The organism is Sphingopyxis indica (assembly GCF_032879645.1).
Classification (GTDB): domain Bacteria; phylum Pseudomonadota; class Alphaproteobacteria; order Sphingomonadales; family Sphingomonadaceae; genus Sphingopyxis; species Sphingopyxis indica.
This window is the reverse complement of record NZ_CP076394.1, coordinates 1,680,419-1,703,597: the sequence shown is the minus strand read 5'-3', so window position 1 is coordinate 1,703,597 and position 23,179 is coordinate 1,680,419. Positions and strand designations below refer to the sequence as shown.

Here is a 23,179-nt window from a genome sequence, read left to right as displayed (position 1 = left end):
CGGCAATCCAGAGTGCGCGTAAACCGCTCTGGATTGCTTCACCCGGCTTTGCCGGGTTCGCAATGACGAGCTGGGGAAACGGGAGACGAACTATGCAATCGCCCATCTGTGCCATGCTCGGCATCGAATTTCCGCTGCTCGCCTTTTCGCACTGCCGCGACGTCGTTGTCGCGGTGTCGAAGGCGGGCGGCATGGGTGTGTTCGGCGCCGCCGCACTGCCGCCCGAGCGGCTCGAGGAAGAGCTGGCGTGGATCGACGGCCATATCGGCGGGCGCCCCTATGGCGTCGACCTGATCGTCCCCAACAGCTTCGCGGGCAAGGGCGAGGCGCCCGCTGCGGGCACGCCGCAGATTCCCGAAACGCACCGTGGCTTCGCTGCCGGCGTGCTCGAAAAATTCGGCGTCGATGCCGAAGGGCTCGACGACGCGATGGCGGCGCGGCAGAGCTTTGGCGACAATATGCACGAGGAAGGCGCGGCCAAGCTGCTCGAAGTCGCCTTCCGCCACCCGATCAAGCTGATCGCCAACGCGCTCGGCGTCCCGCCGCCGCTGATGCTCGACCTCGGCAAGCGGCATAATGTCCCCGTCGCGGCGCTCGTCGGCACGCGCGACCACGCGCTCGCGCAGGTCCGCGCCGGAGTCGACATCCTCGTCGTCGCGGGCGGCGAAGCGGGGGGCCATTGCGGCGAGGTCGCGACGATGGTGCTCGTCCCCGAAGTCGCCGCGGCGCTCGACGCGATCGGCGACGCCACCCCGATCCTTGCCGCGGGCGGCATCGTCACCGGACGCCAGATGGCTGCCGCCATGGCGATGGGCGCGCACGGCGCCTGGTGCGGATCGGTCTGGCTGACCACCGCCGAGGCCGAGACCAACCCGGTCGTGAAAGACAAGATGCTCGCCGCGAGCGCGCGCGACACGGTGCGCTCGAAGAGCCGCACCGGCAAGCCCTCGCGCCAGCTCCGCTCGCCCTGGACCGACGCGTGGGAAGCCGAGGGTGCGCCCAAACCGCTGCCGATGCCGCTGCAATCGCTGGTCAGCGAACCCGCGCTGCGCAAGGTCGACAAGCTCTCCGAAGGCGGCCACGAAGGCGCCAAGGCGCTCGCAACCTATTGGGTCGGCCAGGGCGTCGGCCTGATGAACGAGGCAATGGGCGCCGGACAGGTCGTTCAGGCCTTCAAGGAAGACTGGATCGCCGCCTGCGAGCGGTTGAACGGGTTTGTGGGGGAGTGAGCGGACAATAAAGCCCCTCCTCTTCAGAGGAGGGGGTAATCGGCCCTTTACGAAACCGTCGCTTTCACGATCTTCCCCGGGTTCGCCGGCGGCTCGCCCTTGGGCAGCGCGTCGACATTTTCCATGCCTTCGATCACCTCGCCCCAGACGGTATATTGATTGTCGAGGAAGCGCGCGTCGTCGAAGCAGATGAAGAACTGGCTGTTCGCGCTGTTCGGGTTCATCGCGCGCGCCATCGAACAGACGCCGCGCACGTGCGGCTCGCTGTTGAATTCGGCGGCAAGGTCGGGAAGCTGGCTGCCGCCCATGCCGGTGCCCGTCGGGTCGCCGCCCTGCGCCATGAAGCCGTCGATCACGCGGTGAAAGATGACGCCGTCGTAAAAGCCGTCCCTCGCGAGCGTGGTGATGCGCTCGACATGCTGGGGCGCGAGGTCGGGGCGCAGGCGGATGACGACGTCGCCCGTCGACAGCGACAGGGTCAGGGTCTGGTCGGACATGGGAAAGCTCCTCTGGTTGGATTTGCCGGTGCCATAGCCGCGCCGGGCGCCAAAGCCACGCATTAATTGCCCGCGCCGAGCGGCGGAGCGTTGCCAAGCCCGGGCGGCACGACTAGGGGAGAGGTGGGTTCAGCAGGCCGGTTCGCCGGCCACGACAGGGAGGTCCGCGATGGACAAACGCGAAGATTCCCTGCCCCCCGAAGAGCTTATGGTCGACGAGGATTTCGATCATGAGCGCGACGCCGCGCCCCCCGACACCGAACTCGACGAGGACGACCGGCTGAAGCCCGAATTCGTCCGCGACGTGATCGACCTTGCCGAAGCCGGCGAGCATGAGGCGGCGCGCGAACGCGTCGGCCGCCTCCACCCCGCCGACATCGCCGACCTCTTCGAACTCGTCTCGGACGAGGACCGTCCGCTCCTCGCCTCGGTGCTCGGCGACCTCCTCTCGCCCGACGTGCTCGCCGAGATGAACGATTATGTGCGCGAGCGGCTGATCGACCTGCTCGCGCCCGAACAGGTCGCCGAAATCGCCTCCGAACTCGATACCGACGACGCCGTCGCGATCATCGAGGATATGGAGGAGGACGAGCAGCAGGCGGTCCTCGACGCGCTCGACCCCGAGGACCGCGCGGCGATTCAGGACGCCCTCTCCTTTCCCGAGGAGACCGCCGGGCGCCTGATGCAGCGCGAATATGTCGCGGTGCCCGAACATGTCACCGTCGGCGACGTCATCGACCGGCTGCGCGAAGATCAGGATCTGACCCCCGATTTCTGGGAAATCTTCGTCGTCGATCCGATGCACCGCCCGATCGGCACCTGCCAGCTCAGCTGGATATTGCGCACCCCGCGCGACATCGCGATCAGCGACGTGATGCAGCGCGAACAGACGCTGATCCCGGTCGACATGGATCAGGAAGAGGTTGCGCTGCGCTTTCAGAAATATGCGCTGATCTCGGCCGCGGTGGTCGACAAGGCGGGGCGGCTCGTCGGCATGATCACGGTCGACGACATCGTCCACATCATTCAGGAAGAGGCGGGCGAGGACATCCTCCGCCTGTCGGGTGCCGGCGACGGCGACATAAACGAGCCGATCCGCGAAACATACAGCGCGCGCGTGCGCTGGCTCGTCGCCAATCTCGGCACCGCGCTCGTCGCCTCGACGATCGTCGGGCTGTTCGGCGGCGCGATCGAGCATATGGTCGCGCTCGCCGCGCTGATGCCGATCGTCGCGGGGGTCGGCGGCAATGCGGGAACGCAGACGCTGGCGGTCACCGTGCGCGCGCTCGCGATGAACCAGCTCACCGATTCGAACAGCTGGCGCGCGGTGTGGCGCGAAATGAAGATCGCGCTGCTGAACGGCGGCACGATCGCGCTGATCGCCGGCAGCGGCACCGCGCTCTGGTTCGCCAATCCCGGACTCGGCGGGGTGATTGCCGCGGCGATGATCGTCAATATCTTCGTCGCGGGGGTCGCCGGAGTCGCGATCCCGCTCCTCCTCGACCGGCTCGACCAGGACCCCGCGGTCGCCAGTTCGATCTTCGTGACGATGACCACCGATTCGATGGGTTTCCTCGCCTTTCTGGGGCTCGCAGTGGCCAGCGGCCTCACCAGCCTCTGAAAATAAAGCTCCTGATTCCAAGCGATTCAAAAGATTCTCAAAAAAAATGCATCACTCGAATTTTTTTCGGGAACTTATCGGCGTGCAGAGGTGTTTCCCCTTCGAGCAGCGGTCATCGCCCCCCCGCAGCGCTGCTCAGCAACATTGGCCCGGCCCGCATTCCCTCCCCCCCTCGAAGCGAGCCGGGCCATTTTGCTAAAAATTCCTGTGAGAGGTGAAAGATGACGAGTTTCCGCGTAATTCTGCTCGCCCTGATGGCAAGCTTTCTGGTTACGGCTTGCAACACCGTCAAAGGTGCCGGTCGCGACATCGAGTCGGTCGGTCAGGCGGGAAGCGACGCGATTCACTGATCGCGATACGTTCTTACCCTATACCTCTTCGCGAGGTTCGACAGGCGCTCCTCTCCGGGCGCCTGTTTTGTTTGGGGGGGGCATGGTCTTTCAAAACGCGAGCGCTTTCGACCGGAGGCAGTGCTCACAGTCTTCGTCACGCTGAACTTGTTTGGCGATTATCTCTATTGCATCCATATGCCCCGTCATTGCGAGCGAAGCGAAGCAATCCAGAGCGGTTTACGCATACTCTGGATTGCTTCGCTTCGCTCGCAATGACGAAATCCGGAATACGGATGCGAAGGGAATAATCGCCAAAGGAGTTCAGCATGACGGCAAGGAGAGGAGGCGTCCTCCCCCGTCCGAAATGCACCCGTATCGCAACGGATAGGATCGCCTCTGCCTGGCCGCCTATTCGGCGGCTTCGGCCACCCGCTTTTCGCGCCGCCGCGTGAACCAGATGGCGAATATCGACATTTCGTAGAGCAGGATCAGCGGCACCGCGAGCAGGAACTGGCTCAAAATGTCGGGCGGCGTCGCGACCGCGGCGATCGCGAAGGCGGCGACGATCATATAGCGGCGCGCCGAAATCAGCTGTTCGCGCGATACCAGTCCCGCGCGCTCGATCAGCATCAGCAGGATCGGCAGCAGGAAAGCGATGCCGAACGCCATGATGAACTGCATGATGAAGCTCAGATAATTGCCGACCGAAGGCAGCGCCTCCTGCGTCACTCCGCCGACCTCGCCCTGATAGCCGAGCAGGAATTTGAGCGCGAGCGGCACGGTGATGAAATAAGCGAAACAGGCGCCGATCGCGAACAGCACCGGCGTCGCGAAGAGAAAGGGCAGCAGCGCGCGCCGTTCCTTGCGATAGAGGCCGGGCGCGACGAATTTCCACAGCTGGTTCGCAATCACCGGAAAGGCGAGCATCATCGCCGCGAACAGCGCGACCTTGATCTCGACGAAAAAGGCCTCGAACAATTGCGTATAGATGAGCTTGCCCTGCCCCGCCGCGAGCAGCGGGTGGACGAGAATGCCGAAAATCGGCCGCGCGAAATAGAGACACACGCCAAAGCAGAGCGCGATCGCGACCAGTGACTTCAGCAGGCGCGAGCGCAGCTCGATCAGATGGTCGAGCAGCGGCATCTTGCCGCCGGCACCGTCCTCGTCCTCGGTGGTTGCTATCGTGTCGTCGGTCACGGCAGCGGCCCGTCCTTCGGCGGCACGGCGTGCGTTTCGGGCGCGGGTTCGGCAGGCGCCTCGTCCCCGCTTGCCTCCGCCGGCACCTCGCCCTCGGCGGGCTTGCTGTCCTGCGGCGGGGTCGTCGCGGGAATCATCGCCGGATTGTCGGCCTCGTCGATGCGCGGAAATTCGCGCATGATCGCCTCATTCTGTTCGCGCCACTGCTTTTCGAGCTCCTCGAGCTCGGCCTCGCGCATCATCGTGTCGAGCCCGGCGCGGAAGTGGCGCGCCATGCCGCGCGCCTTGCCGACCCATTTGCCGACGAAGCGCATCGCCTTGGGCAGATCCTTGGGACCGATGACGACCAGCGCCACTACCACGACGAGCAGCAACTCGGTCGGCGCGACATCGAACATGCTTCAACCTGTGCTTGCGGACGGAACGGGGCTCAGCGGCGATCCGTCTCGGCGGTCGGGGCCGGAGTCGCGGCCGGCGGGACGTCCGGCGCACGCTGCCCCTCGATCTGCCGCGGTGCGGGCGACGGGGGCGTCTCCTCGTCTTCCGACATGCCCTTCTTGAAGCTTTTGATACCCTTGGCGACGTCGCCCATCATGTCGGAAAAGCGTCCCTTGCCGAACAGCAGCAGGACGAGGATCCCGACGATCAGCCAGTGCCAGATGCTCAAACCACCCATCAATTATCTCCTTGCGCCGCCCATATAGGGGCAGACGATCGCGATTGCACGCGCGAGCTGGCGAAATAACTATTCTTCTTCGCCGTCCTTGACCAACTCCAGCTCGCCCATCGCCTCTTCGAAGGCGAGATCGACCGGGTCGAGCAGGCCGGCGGCCCGCAGATCCTCGATTCCCGGCAAATCCTTGCGGCTGGTAAGGCCGAAATGCTGCAAAAAAGCGTCGGTGGTCTTATAGATCAGCGGCCGCCCCGGCACCTCGCGCCGCCCCGCGGGCGCGATCCATTCGGCCTCCATCAGCACGTCGAGCGTTCCCTTCGAGGTCTGCACCCCGCGGATCGCCTCGATCTCGGCGCGGCTCACCGGCTCGTGATAGGCGATAATCGCGAGCACCTCCGACGCCGCGCGCGACAGCTTGCGCGGATCGTCGCGCTCCCTGCGCAGCAGATGCGCCAGATCGGCAGGGGTCTGGAAATGCCAGTGCCCGCCGCGCTCGACGAGTTCGATCCCGCTCCCCGCGTGGCGCGCGGCGATCGCCTGAATGATCGCGCGGACGTCCCCCGGCGTCATCGTATCGCCGAGCCGCGCCGCGACCTGGCGTGCGTCAAGCGGTTCGTCGCTCGCGAACAGCATTGCCTCGATGGCGCGTTCGGTGTCGTCGATCGGGGTCATGCGGAAGGCGCCTTCAGATAGAGCGGTTCGAATGCACCGTCCTGTTTCAGCTCGACCCGCCCCTGCCGCGCGAGTTCGAGCGCGGCGAGGAAGCTCGACGCGATCGCCGAGCGGCGCAGCGGGCCGTCGTAATCGGACGGCAGGAAAGCGGAAAGTTCGGTCCAGTCGAGCTTCACCCCGATCAGCCGCTCGAGATGATGCAGCGCGGCATCGAGCGTCACAACCGGACGCCGCGACACCATATGGATCACCGGCTCGGTGCGCAGCTTGACCCGCCCATAGGCCGAGAGAAGGTCGTAAAGGCTCGCGTCCCAGCGCCGCACGCGAACCTCGTGCAGACCTTCGGGCTTCGGGCGCGCGAACACGTCGCGGCCGAGGCGGTCGCGCGCGAGGAGCCGCGCCGCCGCCTCGCGCATCGCCGCGAGCCGCTGGAGCCTGAGTTGCAGCCGCAGCGCGAGCTCGTCGGGCGACGGCTCGGCCTCGGGGTCCTTGGGCAGCAACAGCGCCGATTTGAGGTAAGCGAGCCACGCCGCCATCACCAGATAATCGGCCGCTACCTCGAGCTTCAGCGCGCGCATCTCGGCAATGAAGGCCAGATATTGCTCGACGAGTGCGAGGATCGAAATCTGCCGAAGATCGACCTTCTGCCCGCGCGCGAGCGTCAGCAGCAGGTCGAGCGGCCCTTCCCAGCTTTCGAGGCTGATTTGCAGCGCTTCGTCGCGCTCTGCCGCCGCCGGGGCAATTTCGAAGTCGAGCGGCAGATCCTCGTCCATCGGCGGCTCAGGCGATCGCCAGCAGCGCGTCGCGCTGGTCGACGAGCGTCGCGAATTCGCGCGCCTCGTGCGCGCCCGCGATGCGGTCCATCGCGCCTTCGAGCCGCGCGAGCGAAATTTCGCGGATCGGGTCCAGCGCGTAGGCGATGCCGATCATATCGTCCATCTTGCCCCAGCAGTTGAGCGCGATGTCGCACCCCGCGGCCACCGCGCCCGCGGCGCGCGCGGGCACGTCGCCCGACAGCGCCTTCATGTCGAGGTCGTCGCTCAAAAGCAGCCCGTGAAAACCGATACGCTGGCGGATCACGCTGTCGATGATCACCGGCGACAGCGTCGCGGGCCGGTCGGCATCCCACGCCTCGAACACGACATGACAGGTCATCGCCATCGCCGCGTCGCGCAGCGCCGCAAAGGGCGCGAGATCGGTCTGCAAATCGCGATCGGTCGCCGACACGACGGGCAATTGCTCGTGCGAATCGAGCATCGCGCGCCCGTGCCCCGGGATATGCTTGACGATGCCGACGACCCCGCCGTCCTGCAATCCCGAGAGGATCGCGCGGCCCAGCGCCGCGACGCGCATCGGCTCGCTGCCGAGCGCGCGGTCGCCGATCACGTCGCTCGCGCCGGGCTGGCGCACGTCGAGCAAAGGCAGGCAGTCGACCGTGATCCCGACCTCGGCGAGCATCAGCGCGAGCGCCATCGCATTGAGCCGCGCCGCCTCGATCGCGCTCGCCGGCGCACGTTCATAGAGCGCGTCGAACGCCGCGCCGCTCGGAAAAGCGGGCCATTCGGGCGCCTTCATCCGCGCGACGCGCCCGCCCTCCTGGTCGATCAGGATCGGCAGCTGCGCCCGCCCGTCGAGGCTGCGCAGCTCGTCGGTCAGGCGGCGAAGCTGCTCGCGATTTTCGATGTTGCGGCCGAACAAAATATAGCCCGCGGGGTCGCTGTCGCGAAAGAAATCGCGCTCATCGTCGGTGAGGGTCGGACCCGACAGGCCGAAAATCGCGGGTATCATCGTGCGTCAACCTCCATCGGTCGGCGCTCCCCCACGCGGCAACCAAAGGCCATAACATGCCATATCGTGGCCGCTCCACCAAATGCAACTGCGGCGAACAGACGCGAATCAGCGGACGATGACGCAATTTTCGCCGGCGACGCGCAATTTTCCGCACAAGGCCTGAGCGTTGGCCGGCGATCCCGCGAACACGCGCAACCGGTAGAGCTTGTTGCCGCCGACCTCGGTCGGCGCCACCGAACGGTTGAGTTCGGACAGATAGGCAAAGCGCTTCGACAGGCTCGCCCATGCGCTGTTCGCCGCGCTTTCGCTGCTGAACGCGCCGAGCTGGATCACGTTGCTGCCGCCGTCGTTCGCCGCGGGCGCGACCTCGGGCTTATCCGCCGGCGCCGGCTTTGGGGTCACAGCCTTGGGCGCCTCGGCCTTGGCCGCCGCGCGTTCGGCGGGCGTCACCGCCGGTTCCTCGGGCATCCGGCCGGGATCGACCTCGCCGCCCGCGACGACGCCTTCGCTCGCCGCGAAGCTCGCATCGCCCTCGCCTTCGAAGACCTTGGCGGCGTCGTCCTTGGGCCGGAACTTGTAATCGCCGGCATCGGCGGCGATCAGCTCGCCGCGGCCGCGCGCGCCGCCGTTCTGGAGCCACCAGAGCCCGCCGAGCACCGCGCCGATCAGCAGCAAGCCGCCGAGCACGAGCACGAGCAGCCGCGTCGGCGACACTTCGCCATCGTCGTCATAATCGTCGGCGGCCTCGAGCCAGGGCAGGCGATCCTCATCCCCGAACCCCAGACCGCCGTTTTCATCGGCGCGCGTCCCCTCGCTCATCACAGCATCTCCTCGAGCGCCTCGACCCCCATCAGGTGCAGCCCGTTGCGGATAATCTGCCCGATTCCGTCGGCCAGATAAAGCCGCGTTGCAGTCAGTTCGGCGTCATTCGCGACGATGACCCGCGCCTCGGGGCGATCGTTGCCGAGATTCCACCAGGCGTGGAAGGCCGCGGCGACCTCGCCGAGATAGAAAGCGATGCGGTGCGGCTCGCGTGCCGACGCGGCCGCCTCGACGACGCGCGGGAATTGCGCGAGCAGCTTGACGAGTCCCAGCTCATAGGCGTCGAGCCGCGCGAGCGCCGGCGTCGCCTCGAACATTCCCGCTTCGGCGAGCTTGCGCTTCAGCGACGCGATCCGCGCATGGGCATATTGGACATAGAAAACCGGATTGTCGCGCGACGCCTCGACCACTTTCGCAAAGTCGAAATCCATCTGCGCGTCGGCCTTGCGCGTCAGCATGGTGAAGCGCACAGCATCCTTGCCGACCTCGTCGACGATGTCGGCGAGCGTGACGAAATTGCCCGCGCGCTTCGACATCTTGAACGGCTCGCCATTTTTGAGCAGCCGCACCATCTGCACCAGCTTGACGTCGAAACGGGTCTTTCCGCCGGTCAGCGCCGCGACGGCGGCCTTGATCCGCTTGACGGTGCCCGCATGGTCGGCGCCCCAGATGTCGATCAGCTCGTCGGCATCCTGGCTCTTCTGGAAATGATAGGCGAGGTCGGCGCCGAAATAGGTCCAGCTGCCGTCCGATTTCCTGATCGGTCGGTCCTGGTCGTCGCCGAACCGCGTCGAGCGGAAGAGCGGCAGCTCGACCGGCTCCCAATCCTCGGGCGTCTCGCCCTTCGGCGCCTCGAGCATCCCGTCATAGACGAGGTCGTGCGCGCGCAGCCATTTTTCCGCCGCCTCGGGCTTGCCCTCCGCCTGCAATTCGGCCTCGGAAGCGAACACCGCATGCTGGATGCCGAGCTTGCCGAGGTCGGCGCGGATCATGTCCATCATCGCCGCGACCGCGACCGTGCGGAAGGGGACGAGCCATTCGCTTTCGGGCGCGCCGACATATTTGTCGCCATATTCGGCGGCGAGCGCCTCGCCGACGGGCTTCAGATAGTCGCCGGGATACAGCCCCTCGGGGATCGCGCCGATATCCTCGCCAAGCGCCTCGCGATAGCGCAGATGCGCCGAGCGCGCGAGCACATCGACCTGCGCGCCGGCATCGTTGACATAATATTCGCGCGTGACGCGGTGCCCCGCATATTCGAGCAGCGCGGCGAGCGCGTCGCCGACCACCGCACCGCGGCAATGGCCGACGTGCATCGGGCCGGTCGGATTTGCCGAGACATATTCGACGTTTACACGGCGACCCTGCCCCATGGTCGAGCGTCCGTAGTCGGACCCGGCGGCGTGGATCAGTCCCAGCTCGTCGCGCCAGCTCTGGTCGGCGAGCCGCATGTTGATGAAGCCCGGCCCCGCCACCGACGCTTCGGTCACCTCGGCAAGCGCGCCCAGTTCGGCGACGAGCAGTTCGGCGAGCGCGCGCGGATTCGTCCCCGCGGGCTTGGCGAGCACCATCGCGGCGTTGGTCGCGATGTCGCCGTGCGCCGGGTCGCGCGGCGGTTCGACGCTGATCGCGCCGCGATCGAGCCCCGCGGGCAGGGCGCCTCGCGCGACCAGCGCGTCGAGCGCGGCGTCGATATGATCGGAAAAGCGGCTGAACAGGGTCACGGGATCGGTCCTATCTTGGATCAACGGGTCGGGGCGCGCCTTAAGACATCGAGCCGGAAACATAAACCGCTTCCCCGAGCGAAGACGAGGGGCTCGTTCGAGCGAAGCGAGAACCCGCACCGTCGCTGCCTCGACTTCGCTCGGCATGGCCCCTCGTCTTCGCTCGGGGAAGCGGGCTAGTTCGGATTCCCGGCAAATCGCTCTGGCTGGCGACGCAAACCGTGCGTCCACGACGCCGCAGGGTCGAACGGGATGCGAGGGCGGCGTCGCCCCCGCGTCTATCGTCGCACGTTATATTCGAGCTGGTCCTGCGTCAGCTGAAAGCCCACGAGCAGTTCGAAACTCGCGCGCTGCACCGCGGCCTTGACTTCGGGCAGGCTCAGCGGGTCGACCGCGGCGTCGGCGTCCCCCGGCTTGCGCTTGCGCATGATCTGTTCCTGGATGTCGGCGGGCAGCGTCGCCGCCGCGGCATCGACATAGGCCGACGCCTCGCCGTGGCCGGTGCCACGAATCTGGCCTTCGGGGAAAGTCACGCTCACCTGCCCCAGCCGCTTCGCCACCACCGCGGTGCCGCCCTGCACGACGGTCGCGAAATAGGGCAGCGTCACCGTGCGCGCCGGTCCGGCCTCGCGCCGCATCGCGACCACGTCGAAACTGGCGAGCTGGTATATTTTCTCTCCGGTATCGTTGCACTGCGGGGTCAGGTTGGTGATCGTCGCGACGACGTCGATCGCGCTCGCATCGCGGCTGGTCGCCGGGTCGAACAGGGTGATGTCGCCGGTGTGCAGCGGCACCGCGACCGCCGGACATTTGTTGCGCGTCTGGGTGACCCCGACGCCCGCCGAAATATCGAGTTCATTGTCGCGGCTGCACGCCGAAGCCGTCGCCAGCACCGCCGCTCCGCAGAGCAGGGTCATTGTCTTACGGGGCGATGGCGAAACAGGCTTCATGATGATCGGACTTTCCTTTTGCTTTGGCGGGATGTCCCACCTCATGCGCGCCGCTTCTTATCGGTGCGATGAACGGGGCGCAACGGGGAGCTTTACCGAATACGGCCGCTTGCGCTAGGGCACCGCATCATGAACGCTCCGCAAAAGATGGCACCGGCTCCCGGCACGGCTTCGACCGAGCTGCGCGTCCTGATCGCCGCGCCGCGCGGTTTCTGCGCCGGCGTCGATCGCGCGATCCGCATCGTCGAGCTGGCGCTCGATCGCTTCGGCGCGCCGGTTTATGTCCGCCACGAAATCGTCCACAACCGCTATGTCGTCGACGATCTGAAGGCGAAGGGCGCGATTTTCGTCGAATCGCTCGACCAAGTGCCCGACGGCGTCCCCGTGGTGTTCAGCGCCCACGGCGTCCCCAAGGCGGTCCCGGCAAAGGCCGAGGCGCGCGGGCTCGACTATATCGACGCGACCTGTCCGCTCGTCTCGAAGGTGCATCGCCAGGCCGAACGCGCGAACAATGCCGGGCGCCATATCGTCTTCATCGGCCATGCCGGTCATCCCGAGGTCGTCGGCACGCTCGGCCAGCTACCCGATGGCGCGATGACGCTCGTCGAATCGGTCGACGATGTCGCCGCGCTCGCGCCCGCCGACCCCGACAATCTGTCGTTCCTCACCCAAACGACATTGTCGGTCGACGACACGCGCGACATCGTGACGGCGCTGCAGCATCGCTTCCCCGCAATCCAGGGACCGCGCGGCGAGGATATCTGCTACGCGACATCGAACCGGCAACAGGCGGTGAAGGCGATCGCCGGCCAGTGCGACCTCGTCGTCGTGATCGGCGCGCCGAACAGTTCGAACAGCCTGCGCCTTGTCGAGGTCGCCGAACGGCTCGGCACCCCCGCGCATCTGGTGCAGCGCGGCGCCGACATCCGCGCCGAATGGCTGTCCGGCATCGCGGCGCTCGGCGTCACCGCCGGGGCGAGCGCGCCCGAGACGCTGGTGCGCGAAGTGATCGACGCGATCGCCGCCCACCGCCCGATCGCCGAGGAGGTCGTCGTGACCGCTCAGGAAAATATGGTGTTCAAGCTGCCGCGCGGCCTCGAACCGGCCGCATAGGACCCGCGCGAAATGGCCGTTTACACCCACGTCGATCCCGACGAACTCGCCGCGCTCGTCGCGCGCTACGACATCGGCACGGTTGTGTCGTGCAAGGGCATCGCGGAAGGGGTGGAGAACAGCAATTTCCTGCTCGAAACCACGGGCGGGCGTTTCATCCTCACCCTCTATGAAAAGCGGGTGAAGGCGGACGACCTGCCCTTCTTCGTCGATCTGCTCGACCATCTCGCGCGCGCGGGCTGCGCGGTGCCGGCGATGATCCACGACCGCGAAGGCGCCGCGATCCAGCGCATCGCCGGCCGCTCGGCGTGCGTCATCCAGTTTCTCCCCGGCATTTCGCTGACCCATCCGACCCCCGGCCAGTGCGCCGCGGCGGGAGGTGCGCTGGGCGCGATGCACCGCGCGCTCGCCGGCTATTCGGGCGCGCGCGACAACAGCATGGGGCAGCATCACTGGCGCGCGATCGCCGCCGGCGCCGGCGACCTCGACAGCGTGCTTCCCGGTCTCCAGGCCGAGGTCGATACCGAACTCGACTGGCTCGACGCGCATTGGCCCGCCGGCCTGCCGCGCCATGTCATCCACGCCGACCTGTTCCCCGACAATGTGCTGATGCTCGGCGAGACGGTGACCGGCCTCATCGACTTCTATTTCGCCGCAACCGACTTTCGCGCCTATGACGTCGCGATCACCCACGCCTCCTGGTGCTTTTCGGACGACGGCAAGCGCTGCGATCAGGGTCGCGCGTCGGCGCTGATGCGCGGCTATCTCGGCGAAGTCGCGCTCTCGGACGCCGAAATCGCCGCGCTGCCGCTGCTCGCGCGCGGCGCCTCGCTGCGCTTTCTCCTCACCCGCGCGCACGACTGGATCCACACGCCGGCGGGCGCGCTCGTCACGCGCAAGGACCCCTCGCCCTTCCTCGAACGGCTGCGCCGCTACCGCGCGGACGATGCCGCGGCTCTGTTCGCCGTATGAGCGAAGGGCGGACGGTGATCGTCGCGACCGACGGCGCGTGCAAGGGTAACCCCGGCCCCGGCGGCTGGGGCGCGGTGCTGCGCTGGGGCGACGCGGTGAAGACGCTGTCGGGCGGCGAGGCCGAGACGACGAACAACCGCATGGAGCTGACGGGCGCGATCGAGGCGCTCGCGGCGCTCAAACGCCCGTGCCGCGTCGAGCTGTCGACCGACAGCGTCTATGTCCGCGACGGCATCACCAAATGGGTCCACGGCTGGCAGCGCAACGGCTGGAAGACCGCCGCGAAAAAGCCCGTCGCCAACGCCGACCTCTGGCAGCGCCTGATCGCCGAGGCGGGGCGCCACCAGATCGAATGGCTGTGGGTCAAGGGCCACGCAGGCCACGGCGACAACGAACTCGCCGACCAGCTCGCGAGCGACGCCGCGCTGGCGGCGGCGCGGGGGCGATAGGACGCAAAGGCACGCGGAAGGGCCGATATGGGGTGGGGAGCGGCCGTCACTCTCTGTTTGTCATTCCCGCGAAAGCGGGAATCCAGTGCGGGGTCAGCCGACGCACGCTCTGGATTCCCGCTTTCGCGGGAATGACAAGGTTATGAAATGCTGATCGTCGCCTATCGCCCGTTTCCGGTCGCGCTAGATCATTCGGCTTCGCGCGTATCGGCACCCGGCCCGTTGGTTTTGATCGATTCGATCGCATTTTTCGCCGAGGCCTTGCTCGTATAGCCTTCGGTCCAGAAGATGGTTTCGCTGTTATATTTGAAATAGGCGACGAACTCGCCCGCCTTGTTCTTCTTGATCTCGAAATAATGCGCCATTGCAATCCTCCGCTAAGATCGGGCGCCCGGGAAGCAGGCGCTTGGTCCATGTTAAGCCGGCGCGCGCATAGCGCAACCCGTTCGCCGATCAGGCGAAGCGCTGCGGCGAATAGGGCATGGGATCGACCGCGCCGATCGCGCCGCCGGGCGCGGGCGCGCCGAGCTCTGCGGCGAGCAGCGCCGAAATCGCTGGCGAGGTCTGGATGCCGAAGCCCCCCTGCCCCGCGCACCAGACGAACGCCGGCTCGTGGCGGTCGGCGCCGAACACCGGGCGCCGGTCGGGCGCGAAGCTGCGCAGCCCCGCCCATTTGCGCTCGATCGCCGCAACCGGCCAGTCGACGGCCGATTGCAGCCGGTCGATCGCCACCGCGACGTCGATCTCGTCGGGTGCGACATCGCCCGGCGCCATCGGCGTTTCGTCATGCGGGGTCAGCCAGATGCGGCCCGCGCTCTCGCCCTTGAAATAAAAGCCGCCGCCGACGTCGAGCACCAGCGGCAGCGCCGCAGGAACCGGCGCGTCCAGCCGCACCTGCAGCATCGTGCGCCGATAAGGCTGAATGCCGACCGGCGCGATGCCGCAGGCGGCGGCGACCCGATCGGCCCACGCCCCGGCGGCGTTGACGATCGTCGTGGCTTCGACCGTCCCCTGCCCCGTCTCGACCCGCCAGCGCTCCCCCTCGCGGCGCGCGGCGCGCAGCGGCGCCTGCACCGCGAGCGCCGCCCCAGCGCGCTTCGCCGCGCGCAGATAGGCGGCGTGCAGCGCGGCGACGTCGATGTCGCTGCACGCGGGTTCATAGGCCGCCTCGCTCCATTCGGGGCGCAGTCCGGGCACCTTGTCCGCGACCGCCGCACCCGACAGCCGCGCGACCTCGACGCCCTTCGCGGCGAATTCGGCCACGAACGCATCGACCGCCCCGGCATCCGCCGCGCGCCCGATCGTCAGCGCGGTGCGCGGCGACAGAAAGGGGCGCTCGGAAAATTCCGCCGCAGGGTCGGCGAGCGCCGCAAAGGATGCGCTCGACAGCGGCTGCACCCCCGCGCCGCCATAGCTTTCGTGCCAGAAAGCCGCCGAGCGCCCGGTCGCGTGATAGCCCGGCTGCTCCTCGGCCTCGATCATCAGCACCGAACGATAGGACGCGAGCGCCGCCGCAAGGCTCGCCCCCGCGATCCCCGCGCCGACGATCAGCACATCGGTGGTCGAGGGAAGGTTGCCGGTCATGCCGCGGCGCATATCGCCTGACGGCGCGAATGCAAGCGGGGTGGCGATGGTGCTCGCGCGAACGACCGCCGAGTTCGGGCGGTAGCGGACATTCTTAAGCCCCTCCTCTTCAGAGGAGGGGTTGGGGTGGTGGCGCGCGATAGCGCGCAAGACGCCATGCACCACCCCGCTGCGACTAGGGCGCAGAGCGCCCAAGTCTCGCTGCCCCTTCTCTGAAGAGGAGGGGTTGGTCTATGTCCGCTCCCCACCCCAAAGCCGACGCGCCGCCGCCCAACATGGTTACGCTTTGGTAAGCCATCCACCCTACAGCAAATCCTATGGAGACCAGCCCGTTCGCCCTCGGCCTGATGGCCCTGCTTGCCGCCCTGATGATCGCCGCCGCGATCAGCGACGTGCGGACGCGGACGATTTCGAACCGGCTGAATGCTGCGATCGCGCTGCTCGCAATCCCCTTCTGGATTGCGACCGGCCTCGCGGCGTGGCCCGATATCCCGCTTCAGCTCGGGGCGGCGCTCGCAGTGTTTCTGGTCTTCGTCGCCCTGTTCGCGCTCGGCGCGATGGGCGGCGGCGATGTCAAGATGATCGGCGCGGTGATGCTGTGGATCCCGCTGCCGCTGTTGATGCCGACCTTGACCGTGATGGCGGTCGCCGGCGGCATATTGTCGGCGATCATGTTGATTCACATGAAAATCCGCCCGCGCGAAACGCCGGTCGAGGTTCCTTACGGAGTCGCGATTGCGGCCGCCGGACTTTGGGCGCTTCACCAACACTATCTTAACCAGTTTCAGTTTATCGGATCGACCTGAGGGTAAGCACTGCCGTCTCTGGTGGGTGCAGGAGGGCGAAGAATCGTCATGGATACGCGAAAGATTATGCTGATCGTCGGCGCGCTGGTCATTGCGATCGGTGCGGCGTTCGGGGTCAACCAGATGATGCGCGGCGCCTCGGCTCCGCAGGCGCGCGCTGCCGCAGCACCGGAGATCACCGGTCCCATGATCCTCGTCGCGACCCGGCAGCTGCCGGTCGGCACGATCATCGGCCCGGACAGCTTCCGCTTTCAGCCCTGGCCGAAGGAGCTGGTCGAGCAGGCCTATTTCCTGAAGGAAAAGACCGATGCGAACAGCCTCGTCGGCACGGTGGTGCGCTATCCGATCACCGCGGGCCAGCCGCTGACGCAGGGTGCGCTCGTCCATCCCGACGACCGGGGCTTCCTCGCCGCGGCGCTCGGCCCGGGTATGCGCGCCGTGACCGTCAAGGTGTCGAAGGAAGAAGGCGTCGCCGGCTTCGTCTTTCCGGGCGACCGCGTCGACGTGCTGCTGTCGCAGAAGCTGAAGGTCGAGGAAGGCAGCTCCTATCCCGATTCCGAACTGTTCACCGCCGAAACGATCGTCCGCAACGTGCGCGTGCTCGCGACCGACCAGCGCTACGATGCCGAGGACGAAACCGGCAAGACGCCGGTGCGCACCTTCGGTTCGGTGACGCTCGAGGCAACCCCCGACATCGCGGAAAAGATCGCGGTCGCGCAGAGCATGGGCACGCTGTCGCTCGCACTGCGTCCGCTCGCCGAAAGCGCGGGCGAGCTCGAGGAAGCGATCGCATCGGGCGACGTCGACGTGCCCGCGAACGGCGCCGACGAAAAGAAGATGCTCGCCGCCGCCGCTGCGCGCCCGACCGCGAGCCGCGCGTCGGCAACGACGGGCGGCGACGTCTCGCGCTTCTGGGTTCCGGTGAGCGGCCGCGTCTCCGCGCCGCGCCAGCCGACCAATTATGCGGCGGCGTCCGGCGCATCGGGGGCCAGCTATGTGGGGGTTCCGCAGGGGCCGGTCGTGCGCGTGAACCGCGGCGGCGCGACCACCGTGGTTCCGGTTGGGGGTAAATAAGATGAACAGCAAAGCCACACTCAAGGCCGCGGCGATCGCGCGCACCCTGGCCATCGGCCTCGTTGCAGCCACGCTCTCCGCCGCGCCGTCGCAACCGGTATCGGCGCAGGCGACCCAGAATGCGAGCAGCAGCATCGACCTGTCGGTCGGCCGCGGCCGCCTCGTCAGCCTGCCCGCCGCGATGACCGACCTGTTCGTCGCCGACGACAAGGTCGCCGACGTCCAGGTGCGCTCGAGCCGCCAGCTCTATATCTTCGGCAAGGCGCCGGGCGAAACCAGCATCTATGCGACCGACGCCAGCGGCCGCGTCGTCTATTCGACCGTCGCGCACGTCGGCAACAACATCGAGACCATCGACCAGATGCTTTCGCTCGCGATGCCCGAGGCGAAGATCGCGGCGAACACGATGAACGGCTTCGTGCTGCTCACCGGCACGGTCCAGTCGCCCGACGACGCCGCCGAGGCCGAACGGCTGGTGCAGGCCTTCGTCGGCGACACGACCAAGGTCATGTCGCGCCTGCGCACGGCAACGCCGCTGCAGGTCAATCTGCAGGTCCGCATCGCCGAGGTGAACCGTTCGCTGCTCAAGGAGATCAGCGGCAACATCCTCACCAGCGACCGCGACGGTCCGATGGGCAACGGCTTCCTCGGCAGCGTCTTCCGCGGCCGTCCCGCGGGCAAGATCACCTATGGCCCCGACGGATCGACGACCTATGAATTCGCACAGCCCGACGGAACGAACAGCATCGGCGCGGCCGGCCATCTGTTCGGCATGGACATCATGGCCTCGCTCGACCTCGGCGAACGCTCGGGCATGGTGCTCACCCTCGCGCAGCCGAATCTGACCGCGCTCTCGGGCGAAACCGCCGACTTCCTCGCGGGCGGCGAATATCCGGTTCCGATCCCCGGCAATTTCGCCGGGACGACGATCGAATATCGCAAATATGGCGTCAGCCTAGCCTACACGCCGACGGTGCTGTCGAACGGCCGCATCAGCCTGCGCGTGCGACCCGAGGTATCGGAGCTGACCACCGACGGCGCGATCCAGATCGACGGTTTCCAGGTGCCCGCGCTGACCGTGCGGCGCGCCGAAACCACCGTCGAGCTCGGCTCGGGCGAAAGCTTCATGATCGCCGGGCTGATGAACAACCGATCGGTCGGCGCGATCGACAAGATGCCGGGCGCGGGCGACATTCCGATCCTCGGCACGCTGTTCAAGTCGGACAGCTTCCGCCGCGGCGAAACCGAACTGGTGATCGTCGTGACGCCCTATCTCGTCAAGCCGGTCTCGGCCGACCAGATCAAGCTGCCGACCGACGCCTTCCTGGCGCCGAACGACGCCGCGCGCCTGTTCCTCGGCCAGTCGGCCGATGGCGTCACCGGCGGCGAACGACCGAAGCCGCGGCTCGAAACGACGCCCGGCGACGCCGACCGCCTGCGCGGCGGCGACGAGGTCTCGCCCGGCTTCAACCTCCAGTGATGCACGGCTTTTCGGGAGCAAAGTGATGAAATATATCGCAACTTGGACAGCCGTGGCTCTGACAACCGCCCTCGCGGGGTGCAGCACCGGCACCGCGAGCAGCAACCGCAGCCTCGAATCGGTCCACCAGCCGGTCGTGCGCAACGCCATCTACCAGTTCGATGTCGCCACCGCGAACGGCGAGCTGCCGCCGAGCGAGCAGGGCCGCCTCCAGGGCTGGCTCGACGCGATGAACGTCGCCTATGGCGACCGCATCGCGATCGACGATCCTTCGACCTATGGCAACAGCGCGGCACAGGCGACGATCCGCTCGATGGTCGAGCGCCGCGGCCTGCTCGTCAGCGAAGGCGTTCCGGTCACTACCGGCGACGTCCCCGCGGGCAGCCTGCGCGTCGTGGTCACGCGAAGCTCGGCCTATGTCCCCGGCTGCCCCGACTGGTCGAGCAAATATTCGATCAATTTCAACAATGCGACCTCGTCGAACTATGGCTGCGCGTCGAACAGCAATCTCGCCGCGATGATCGCCGACCCCAATGACCTGATCAAGGGGGCGAGCGCCGATCGCCAGGACCCGAGCACCGCGATCCGCGCGATCAAGACCTATCGCGAAAAGCCGCCGACGGGTGCCGGCGAGCTGAAGAGTCAAGAAACCAGCAGTGGAGGCGGCAAGTGAACGCTCCTTTCAAAGCAGCCGGGCTGCGTGAACCCTTCAACGCCTTCGTCTGCGACGAGGATACGCTGGAGCTGATCCGCGTCGCCGCCGGCGACATGGGCTGGCCGGTCGAAAAATGCCACAAGGGCGGGCTGCGCAATGCGGTCCAGTCGCTCTCGGTCTCGGCGAGCCCGAACATCCTGTTCGTCGACATGTCCGAATCGGGCGATCCGATCAACGACATCAACGCCCTCGCCGAAGTATGCGAACCGGGCACGGTCGTCATCGCGGCGGGCCAGGTCAACGACGTCCGCCTCTATCGCGATCTCTTGTCGAGCGGCATTCAGGACTATCTCCTGAAACCGCTGTCGCTCGATCAGGTGCGCGAATCGCTGACCATGGCGCAAGCCATGCTGTCGGCGCCGAAACACGCCGACGGCCACGACGACAAGCCGCACCATATGATGGCGGTCGTCGGGGTGCGCGGCGGCGTCGGCGCCTCGATGGTCGCGACCTCGCTCGCCTGGGCGATCAGCGACCAGGCCGGCCGCCAGACCGCATTGCTCGACCTTGACGTCCACTTCGGCACCGGCGCGCTGACGCTCGACCTCGAGCCCGGCCGCGGGCTGATCGACGCGATCGACAATCCGAGCCGCATCGACGGGCTGTTCATCGAGCGCGCGATGGTGCGCGCCTCGGACAGGCTCAGCCTGCTCTCGGCCGAAGCACCGATCCACCAGCCGGTGATGACCGACGGCTCGGCCTTCTTCCAGCTCGAGGAAGAGCTGCGCGGCGCGTTCGAGATGACGATCGTCGACATTCCGCGACAGGTGCTCATCCCCTTCCCGCACCTCGTGTCGGAAGCCGGAACGATCCTGCTCGTCACCGACGTCACGCTCGCCGCGGCGCGCGACACGATCCGCCTCCTGTCCTGGTTCAAGCAAAATGTCCCGGGCGCCCGCGTCCTGCTGGTCGCGAACAAGGTGCAGAACGCGATCGGCGAATTGTCGCGCAAGGAGTTCGAATCGTCGATCGAACGCCCGGTCGACATCGTCATTCCCTTCGACCCGAAGCTGGTGAGCCAGGCGGCAAAGCTCGGCAAATCCTATGCAGAGGTGTGCAAGGGCACCAAGGCCGGCCATGTCTGGACGCAATTGATGCGCCTCGTGCTGGACGGGGCCGACGACGCCGAAGAGGCGGCCGAGGCGAGCAAGGCCAAATCGGGCGCGTCGCTGCTCGGCAAGCTCGGCGGCCTCGGCACGCTGGTGACCAAAAAGACCGCGAAACAGGCTTAGGACCGCGCCGCGGCGCCCTGCTGCGGCCGTTCGACGCATAACCGGACGATCCGACCATGACCCTGCCCACGCTCATCATCGCAGCCTGCTTCCTGGTTTTCGTCGCGTTCGTGCTGCTTCTCGGCGGGCCGTCGGTCGGCAAGGCGAAGCTGCGCCGGCTCGCGACGGTGAAGGATCGCCACGCCGCCTCTACCGAGGCGGTGGTCGCGGCGCAGATGCGCAAGACGATCCAGTCCGGCGGCGGCCGTGCCGAATCCGGACTGACCAGCCTGATGCCGCGCCGCGAGGAACTGGAAAAGCGCCTGCGGCAGACGGGCAAGGACTGGACGATCACCCAATATATGTTCGCCTCTATGGCGGTGTTCGTCGTCGTCACCGGCGCGCTTCTCGTCCTCCGCACCCCCTTTCTGTTGTCGTCGCTCCTGGGTCTCGCCGCGATGGTCGGGCTGCCGTGGTTCGTCGTCGGGCGCCTGATCAAGAAGCGCGTCACCAAGTTCAACGCGCGCTTTCCCGACGCGATCGACCTGCTCGTCCGCGGTTTGAAATCGGGCCTGCCCGTCACCGAAACCTTCCAGGTGGTCAGCCAGGAGCTGCCGGGGCCGGTCGGCGAGGAATTCAAGGGCATCGTCGAGCGTATCCGCATCGGTAACACGATGGAGGCGGCGCTGCTCGAGACCGCCGAGACGATCGGGACGCCCGAGATCAAATTCTTCTGCATCACCATCGCGATCCAGCGCGAAACGGGCGGCAACCTCGCGGAAACGCTCGCCAACCTCTCCGACGTGCTGCGCAAGCGCGCGCAGATGAAGCTCAAGATCAAGGCGATGTCGTCCGAAGCCAAGGCGTCGGCCTATATCGTCGGGTCGCTGCCCTTTTTCGTCTTCACGATCGTCTGGATGATGAACCCCGAATATCTCGCGGGCTTCTTCCACGAAGAGCGGCTGATGATCGCCGGCGGCGGCGGGCTCATCTGGATGAGCCTCGGCGCCTTCATCATGTCGCGCATGATTTCGTTCGAGATTTAGGGCGGGGCGACCAATGAACAGCAATCTCGTCTTCGCGGCTTTCTCCGGCGCCCAGCAGGGACCGACGCTGATGGGCGTCGACATCGTCTGGGCCGCGACCATGCTCGCCGCGGTGGGCGTCTTCGCCGTCATGCTCGCCGTCTATGGCGCGATGACGGTGCGCGACCCGATGGCGAAGCGCGTCAAGGCGCTCAACGACCGGCGCGAACAATTGAAGGCCGGCATCACCGCCTCGACCGCGAAGCGCCGCGCGAAGCTCGTCCGCAAGAACGAGACCGCCGACAAGATGCGCACCTTCCTCGGCAAGCTGCAGGTGCTCCAGGAAGGCCAGATCAAGGATGTGCAGCAAAAGCTCGCACAGGCCGGCATCCGTTCGAAGGACCTCGCGGTCGCGGTGATTTTCGGCCGCCTCGTCCTGCCGATCGTCTTCGGCGGGCTCGCCGCGCTGCTCATCTATGGCATCGACATGTGGCCGACGCTGACCCCGTTCAAGCGTTCGGGGTTCACGATGGCGGCGCTGATCCTCGGCTACAAGGCGCCCGATCTGTTCGTTCAGAACAAGCGCCAGAAACGCACCGACGCGATCCGCAAGGGCCTTCCCGATGCGCTCGACCTGCTCGTCATCTGCGCCGAAGCGGGGCTGACCGTCGATGCCGCCTTTGCGCGCGTCGCGAAGGAACTCGGCCGCGCCTATCCCGAACTGGGCGAGGAATTTGCGCTGACGTCGATCGAGCTCGGCTTCCTCACCGAACGCCGCCAAGCGTTCGAGAATCTCGCCTATCGCGTCAATCTCGAATCGGTGAAGGGCGTGGTCACGACCATGATCCAGACCGAAAAATACGGCACCCCGCTCGCCAGCGCGCTGCGCGTCCTGTCGGCCGAATTCCGCAACGAGCGCATGATGCGCGCCGAGGAAAAGGCCGCGCGCTTGCCCGCGATCATGACAGTGCCGCTGATCCTCTTCATCCTGCCGTGCCTGTTCATCGTCATTCTCGGCCCGGCGGCCTGCTCGCTGAGCGACGCGCTGAAGGGAGCCATGGGTGGCGGCGGCGGCTAATATTTCATAAACGGGAATTCGAGACGTTGATCCACCCCTCCTCTTCAGAGGAGGGGCAGCGAGACTTACGCGCTTGCGCGTTAGTCGCAGCGGGGTGGTGGCTTCGGCCGAACGCCAGGCCGCTACACCACCCCAAACCCCTCCTCTGAAGAGGAGGGGCTTAA

General features: G+C 66.8%; 25 protein-coding genes. 13 read left to right on the top strand and 12 right to left on the bottom strand.

All coding sequences use genetic code 11. The annotated features are described in order from the left end of the window. The first annotated feature begins 92 nt into the window (after window positions 1–92). Window positions 93–1,229 carry an NAD(P)H-dependent flavin oxidoreductase gene (locus KNJ79_RS08015; protein WP_317153504.1) on the top strand — a complete coding sequence of 379 codons (1,137 nt, stop codon included), beginning with the start codon at window positions 93–95 and terminating at the stop codon, window positions 1,227–1,229. Between the two features lie 47 nt (window positions 1,230–1,276). Here KNJ79_RS08015 and KNJ79_RS08010 read toward each other — a convergent pair whose 3' ends face one another. After that, a complete protein-coding gene (locus tag KNJ79_RS08010; protein WP_317153503.1) occupies window positions 1,277–1,726 on the bottom strand; it encodes a peptidylprolyl isomerase in 450 nt (149 codons plus the stop codon). A 169-nt stretch (window positions 1,727–1,895) separates the two neighbouring features. Between KNJ79_RS08010 and mgtE the strand changes: the two genes are divergently transcribed. Then, complete coding sequence (gene mgtE / locus KNJ79_RS08005; protein WP_089214263.1) at window positions 1,896–3,347, top strand: magnesium transporter; 1,452 nt, start codon at window positions 1,896–1,898, stop codon at window positions 3,345–3,347. A 221-nt stretch (window positions 3,348–3,568) separates the two neighbouring features. Beyond that, window positions 3,569–3,697 carry an entericidin A/B family lipoprotein gene (locus KNJ79_RS08000; RefSeq protein WP_089214262.1) on the top strand — a complete coding sequence of 43 codons (129 nt, stop codon included), beginning with the start codon at window positions 3,569–3,571 and terminating at the stop codon, window positions 3,695–3,697. 390 nt (window positions 3,698–4,087) lie between these two features. Here KNJ79_RS08000 and tatC read toward each other — a convergent pair whose 3' ends face one another. The 9 genes from tatC to KNJ79_RS07955 all read right to left on the bottom strand — a co-directional run bounded on the left by tatC (window position 4,088) and on the right by KNJ79_RS07955 (window position 11,475). Continuing rightward, a complete protein-coding gene (tatC, locus tag KNJ79_RS07995; RefSeq protein ID WP_089214742.1) occupies window positions 4,088–4,822 on the bottom strand; it encodes a twin-arginine translocase subunit TatC in 735 nt (244 codons plus the stop codon). A gap of 50 nt (window positions 4,823–4,872) precedes the next feature. Further along, a complete protein-coding gene (tatB, locus tag KNJ79_RS07990; RefSeq protein WP_317153502.1) occupies window positions 4,873–5,274 on the bottom strand; it encodes a Sec-independent protein translocase protein TatB in 402 nt (133 codons plus the stop codon). A gap of 32 nt (window positions 5,275–5,306) precedes the next feature. Then, on the bottom strand, window positions 5,307–5,552 hold the full coding sequence (locus KNJ79_RS07985; RefSeq protein WP_089214260.1) for a twin-arginine translocase TatA/TatE family subunit: 246 nt from the start codon (window positions 5,550–5,552) through the stop codon (window positions 5,307–5,309). 69 nt (window positions 5,553–5,621) lie between these two features. Beyond that, window positions 5,622–6,221 (bottom strand): SMC-Scp complex subunit ScpB, encoded by a 600-nt coding sequence (scpB, locus tag KNJ79_RS07980; protein WP_317153501.1) that lies wholly within the window; start codon window positions 6,219–6,221, stop codon window positions 5,622–5,624. After that, window positions 6,218–6,994 carry a segregation and condensation protein A gene (locus tag KNJ79_RS07975; RefSeq protein WP_089214258.1) on the bottom strand — a complete coding sequence of 259 codons (777 nt, stop codon included), beginning with the start codon at window positions 6,992–6,994 and terminating at the stop codon, window positions 6,218–6,220. The genes scpB and KNJ79_RS07975 overlap by 4 nt, the downstream gene beginning before the upstream one ends. Before the next feature lie 7 nt (window positions 6,995–7,001). Beyond that, on the bottom strand, window positions 7,002–8,009 hold the full coding sequence (nagZ, locus tag KNJ79_RS07970; RefSeq protein ID WP_317153500.1) for a beta-N-acetylhexosaminidase: 1,008 nt from the start codon (window positions 8,007–8,009) through the stop codon (window positions 7,002–7,004). A gap of 108 nt (window positions 8,010–8,117) precedes the next feature. Further along, complete coding sequence (locus KNJ79_RS07965) at window positions 8,118–8,831, bottom strand: SPOR domain-containing protein (RefSeq protein WP_317153499.1); 714 nt, start codon at window positions 8,829–8,831, stop codon at window positions 8,118–8,120. Beyond that, entirely contained in the window at window positions 8,831–10,558 is a 1,728-nt protein-coding gene (argS, locus tag KNJ79_RS07960; RefSeq protein WP_317153498.1) for an arginine--tRNA ligase, read from the bottom strand. The genes KNJ79_RS07965 and argS overlap by 1 nt, the downstream gene beginning before the upstream one ends. 278 nt (window positions 10,559–10,836) lie before the next feature. Then, the gene (locus KNJ79_RS07955) at window positions 10,837–11,475 is read right to left on the bottom strand and encodes a hypothetical protein (protein ID WP_317153497.1); all 639 of its coding nucleotides are present in this window, start codon (window positions 11,473–11,475) and stop codon (window positions 10,837–10,839) included. Window positions 11,476–11,637: 162 nt separating this feature from the next. Between KNJ79_RS07955 and ispH the strand changes: the two genes are divergently transcribed. From ispH to rnhA, 3 genes are read left to right on the top strand one after another with little or no spacing between them, the layout of a single operon-like run. Continuing rightward, window positions 11,638–12,621, top strand: coding sequence for a 4-hydroxy-3-methylbut-2-enyl diphosphate reductase (ispH, locus tag KNJ79_RS07950; RefSeq protein ID WP_245836437.1), 984 nt, complete (start codon window positions 11,638–11,640; stop codon window positions 12,619–12,621). A 12-nt stretch (window positions 12,622–12,633) separates the two neighbouring features. Further along, window positions 12,634–13,593, top strand: coding sequence for a homoserine kinase (gene thrB, locus KNJ79_RS07945; protein ID WP_317153496.1), 960 nt, complete (start codon window positions 12,634–12,636; stop codon window positions 13,591–13,593). After that, entirely contained in the window at window positions 13,590–14,042 is a 453-nt protein-coding gene (rnhA, locus tag KNJ79_RS07940; protein ID WP_317153495.1) for a ribonuclease HI, read from the top strand. Before thrB ends, rnhA begins: the two co-directional genes overlap by 4 nt. Before the next feature lie 188 nt (window positions 14,043–14,230). Here rnhA and KNJ79_RS07935 read toward each other — a convergent pair whose 3' ends face one another. Further along, a complete protein-coding gene (locus tag KNJ79_RS07935) occupies window positions 14,231–14,407 on the bottom strand; it encodes a YegP family protein (RefSeq protein WP_089214252.1) in 177 nt (58 codons plus the stop codon). 88 nt (window positions 14,408–14,495) lie between these two features. Next, window positions 14,496–15,626 (bottom strand): NAD(P)/FAD-dependent oxidoreductase, encoded by a 1,131-nt coding sequence (locus KNJ79_RS07930; protein ID WP_317153494.1) that lies wholly within the window; start codon window positions 15,624–15,626, stop codon window positions 14,496–14,498. 317 nt (window positions 15,627–15,943) lie between these two features. Between KNJ79_RS07930 and KNJ79_RS07925 the strand changes: the two genes are divergently transcribed. The 7 genes from KNJ79_RS07925 to KNJ79_RS07895 are packed head-to-tail and all read left to right on the top strand — an operon-like array spanning window position 15,944 to window position 23,015. Continuing rightward, window positions 15,944–16,432, top strand: a complete 489-nt coding sequence (locus tag KNJ79_RS07925; protein WP_317153493.1) for an A24 family peptidase — start codon at window positions 15,944–15,946, stop codon at window positions 16,430–16,432. Window positions 16,433–16,480: 48 nt separating this feature from the next. Then, on the top strand, window positions 16,481–17,506 hold the full coding sequence (gene cpaB / locus KNJ79_RS07920) for a Flp pilus assembly protein CpaB (protein ID WP_089214250.1): 1,026 nt from the start codon (window positions 16,481–16,483) through the stop codon (window positions 17,504–17,506). A gap of 1 nt (window position 17,507) precedes the next feature. Then, window positions 17,508–18,986, top strand: coding sequence for a type II and III secretion system protein family protein (locus tag KNJ79_RS07915; RefSeq protein ID WP_317153492.1), 1,479 nt, complete (start codon window positions 17,508–17,510; stop codon window positions 18,984–18,986). Window positions 18,987–19,038: 52 nt separating this feature from the next. Next, on the top strand, window positions 19,039–19,659 hold the full coding sequence (locus KNJ79_RS07910; RefSeq protein ID WP_317153491.1) for a CpaD family pilus assembly protein: 621 nt from the start codon (window positions 19,039–19,041) through the stop codon (window positions 19,657–19,659). Then, a complete protein-coding gene (locus KNJ79_RS07905) occupies window positions 19,656–20,933 on the top strand; it encodes a pilus assembly protein CpaE (RefSeq protein ID WP_089214247.1) in 1,278 nt (425 codons plus the stop codon). The genes KNJ79_RS07910 and KNJ79_RS07905 overlap by 4 nt, the downstream gene beginning before the upstream one ends. 56 nt (window positions 20,934–20,989) lie before the next feature. After that, window positions 20,990–21,958 carry a type II secretion system F family protein gene (locus KNJ79_RS07900; RefSeq protein WP_089214246.1) on the top strand — a complete coding sequence of 323 codons (969 nt, stop codon included), beginning with the start codon at window positions 20,990–20,992 and terminating at the stop codon, window positions 21,956–21,958. Between the two features lie 13 nt (window positions 21,959–21,971). Further along, window positions 21,972–23,015 (top strand): type II secretion system F family protein, encoded by a 1,044-nt coding sequence (locus tag KNJ79_RS07895; RefSeq protein WP_245836436.1) that lies wholly within the window; start codon window positions 21,972–21,974, stop codon window positions 23,013–23,015. Window positions 23,016–23,179: the final 164 nt, after the last annotated feature.

What these genes read in the sequence shown, in the direction of transcription:
- KNJ79_RS08015 (WP_317153504.1), top strand. Translation starts at nt 93, where the DNA reads ATGCAATCGCCCATCTGTGCCATGCTCGGCATCGAATTTCCGCTGCTC.
- KNJ79_RS08010 (WP_317153503.1), bottom strand. Translation starts at nt 1,726, where the DNA reads ATGTCCGACCAGACCCTGACCCTGTCGCTGTCGACGGGCGACGTCGTC.
- mgtE (WP_089214263.1), top strand. Translation starts at nt 1,896, where the DNA reads ATGGACAAACGCGAAGATTCCCTGCCCCCCGAAGAGCTTATGGTCGAC.
- KNJ79_RS08000 (WP_089214262.1), top strand. Translation starts at nt 3,569, where the DNA reads ATGACGAGTTTCCGCGTAATTCTGCTCGCCCTGATGGCAAGCTTTCTG.
- tatC (WP_089214742.1), bottom strand. Translation starts at nt 4,822, where the DNA reads ATGCCGCTGCTCGACCATCTGATCGAGCTGCGCTCGCGCCTGCTGAAG.
- tatB (WP_317153502.1), bottom strand. Translation starts at nt 5,274, where the DNA reads ATGTTCGATGTCGCGCCGACCGAGTTGCTGCTCGTCGTGGTAGTGGCG.
- KNJ79_RS07985 (WP_089214260.1), bottom strand. Translation starts at nt 5,552, where the DNA reads ATGGGTGGTTTGAGCATCTGGCACTGGCTGATCGTCGGGATCCTCGTC.
- scpB (WP_317153501.1), bottom strand. Translation starts at nt 6,221, where the DNA reads ATGACCCCGATCGACGACACCGAACGCGCCATCGAGGCAATGCTGTTC.
- KNJ79_RS07975 (WP_089214258.1), bottom strand. Translation starts at nt 6,994, where the DNA reads ATGGACGAGGATCTGCCGCTCGACTTCGAAATTGCCCCGGCGGCGGCA.
- nagZ (WP_317153500.1), bottom strand. Translation starts at nt 8,009, where the DNA reads ATGATACCCGCGATTTTCGGCCTGTCGGGTCCGACCCTCACCGACGAT.
- KNJ79_RS07965 (WP_317153499.1), bottom strand. Translation starts at nt 8,831, where the DNA reads ATGAGCGAGGGGACGCGCGCCGATGAAAACGGCGGTCTGGGGTTCGGG.
- KNJ79_RS07955 (WP_317153497.1), bottom strand. Translation starts at nt 11,475, where the DNA reads ATGACCCTGCTCTGCGGAGCGGCGGTGCTGGCGACGGCTTCGGCGTGC.
- ispH (WP_245836437.1), top strand. Translation starts at nt 11,638, where the DNA reads ATGAACGCTCCGCAAAAGATGGCACCGGCTCCCGGCACGGCTTCGACC.
- thrB (WP_317153496.1), top strand. Translation starts at nt 12,634, where the DNA reads ATGGCCGTTTACACCCACGTCGATCCCGACGAACTCGCCGCGCTCGTC.
- rnhA (WP_317153495.1), top strand. Translation starts at nt 13,590, where the DNA reads ATGAGCGAAGGGCGGACGGTGATCGTCGCGACCGACGGCGCGTGCAAG.
- KNJ79_RS07935 (WP_089214252.1), bottom strand. Translation starts at nt 14,407, where the DNA reads ATGGCGCATTATTTCGAGATCAAGAAGAACAAGGCGGGCGAGTTCGTC.
- KNJ79_RS07930 (WP_317153494.1), bottom strand. Translation starts at nt 15,626, where the DNA reads ATGACCGGCAACCTTCCCTCGACCACCGATGTGCTGATCGTCGGCGCG.
- KNJ79_RS07925 (WP_317153493.1), top strand. Translation starts at nt 15,944, where the DNA reads ATGGAGACCAGCCCGTTCGCCCTCGGCCTGATGGCCCTGCTTGCCGCC.
- cpaB (WP_089214250.1), top strand. Translation starts at nt 16,481, where the DNA reads ATGGATACGCGAAAGATTATGCTGATCGTCGGCGCGCTGGTCATTGCG.
- KNJ79_RS07915 (WP_317153492.1), top strand. Translation starts at nt 17,508, where the DNA reads ATGAACAGCAAAGCCACACTCAAGGCCGCGGCGATCGCGCGCACCCTG.
- KNJ79_RS07900 (WP_089214246.1), top strand. Translation starts at nt 20,990, where the DNA reads ATGACCCTGCCCACGCTCATCATCGCAGCCTGCTTCCTGGTTTTCGTC.
- KNJ79_RS07895 (WP_245836436.1), top strand. Translation starts at nt 21,972, where the DNA reads ATGAACAGCAATCTCGTCTTCGCGGCTTTCTCCGGCGCCCAGCAGGGA.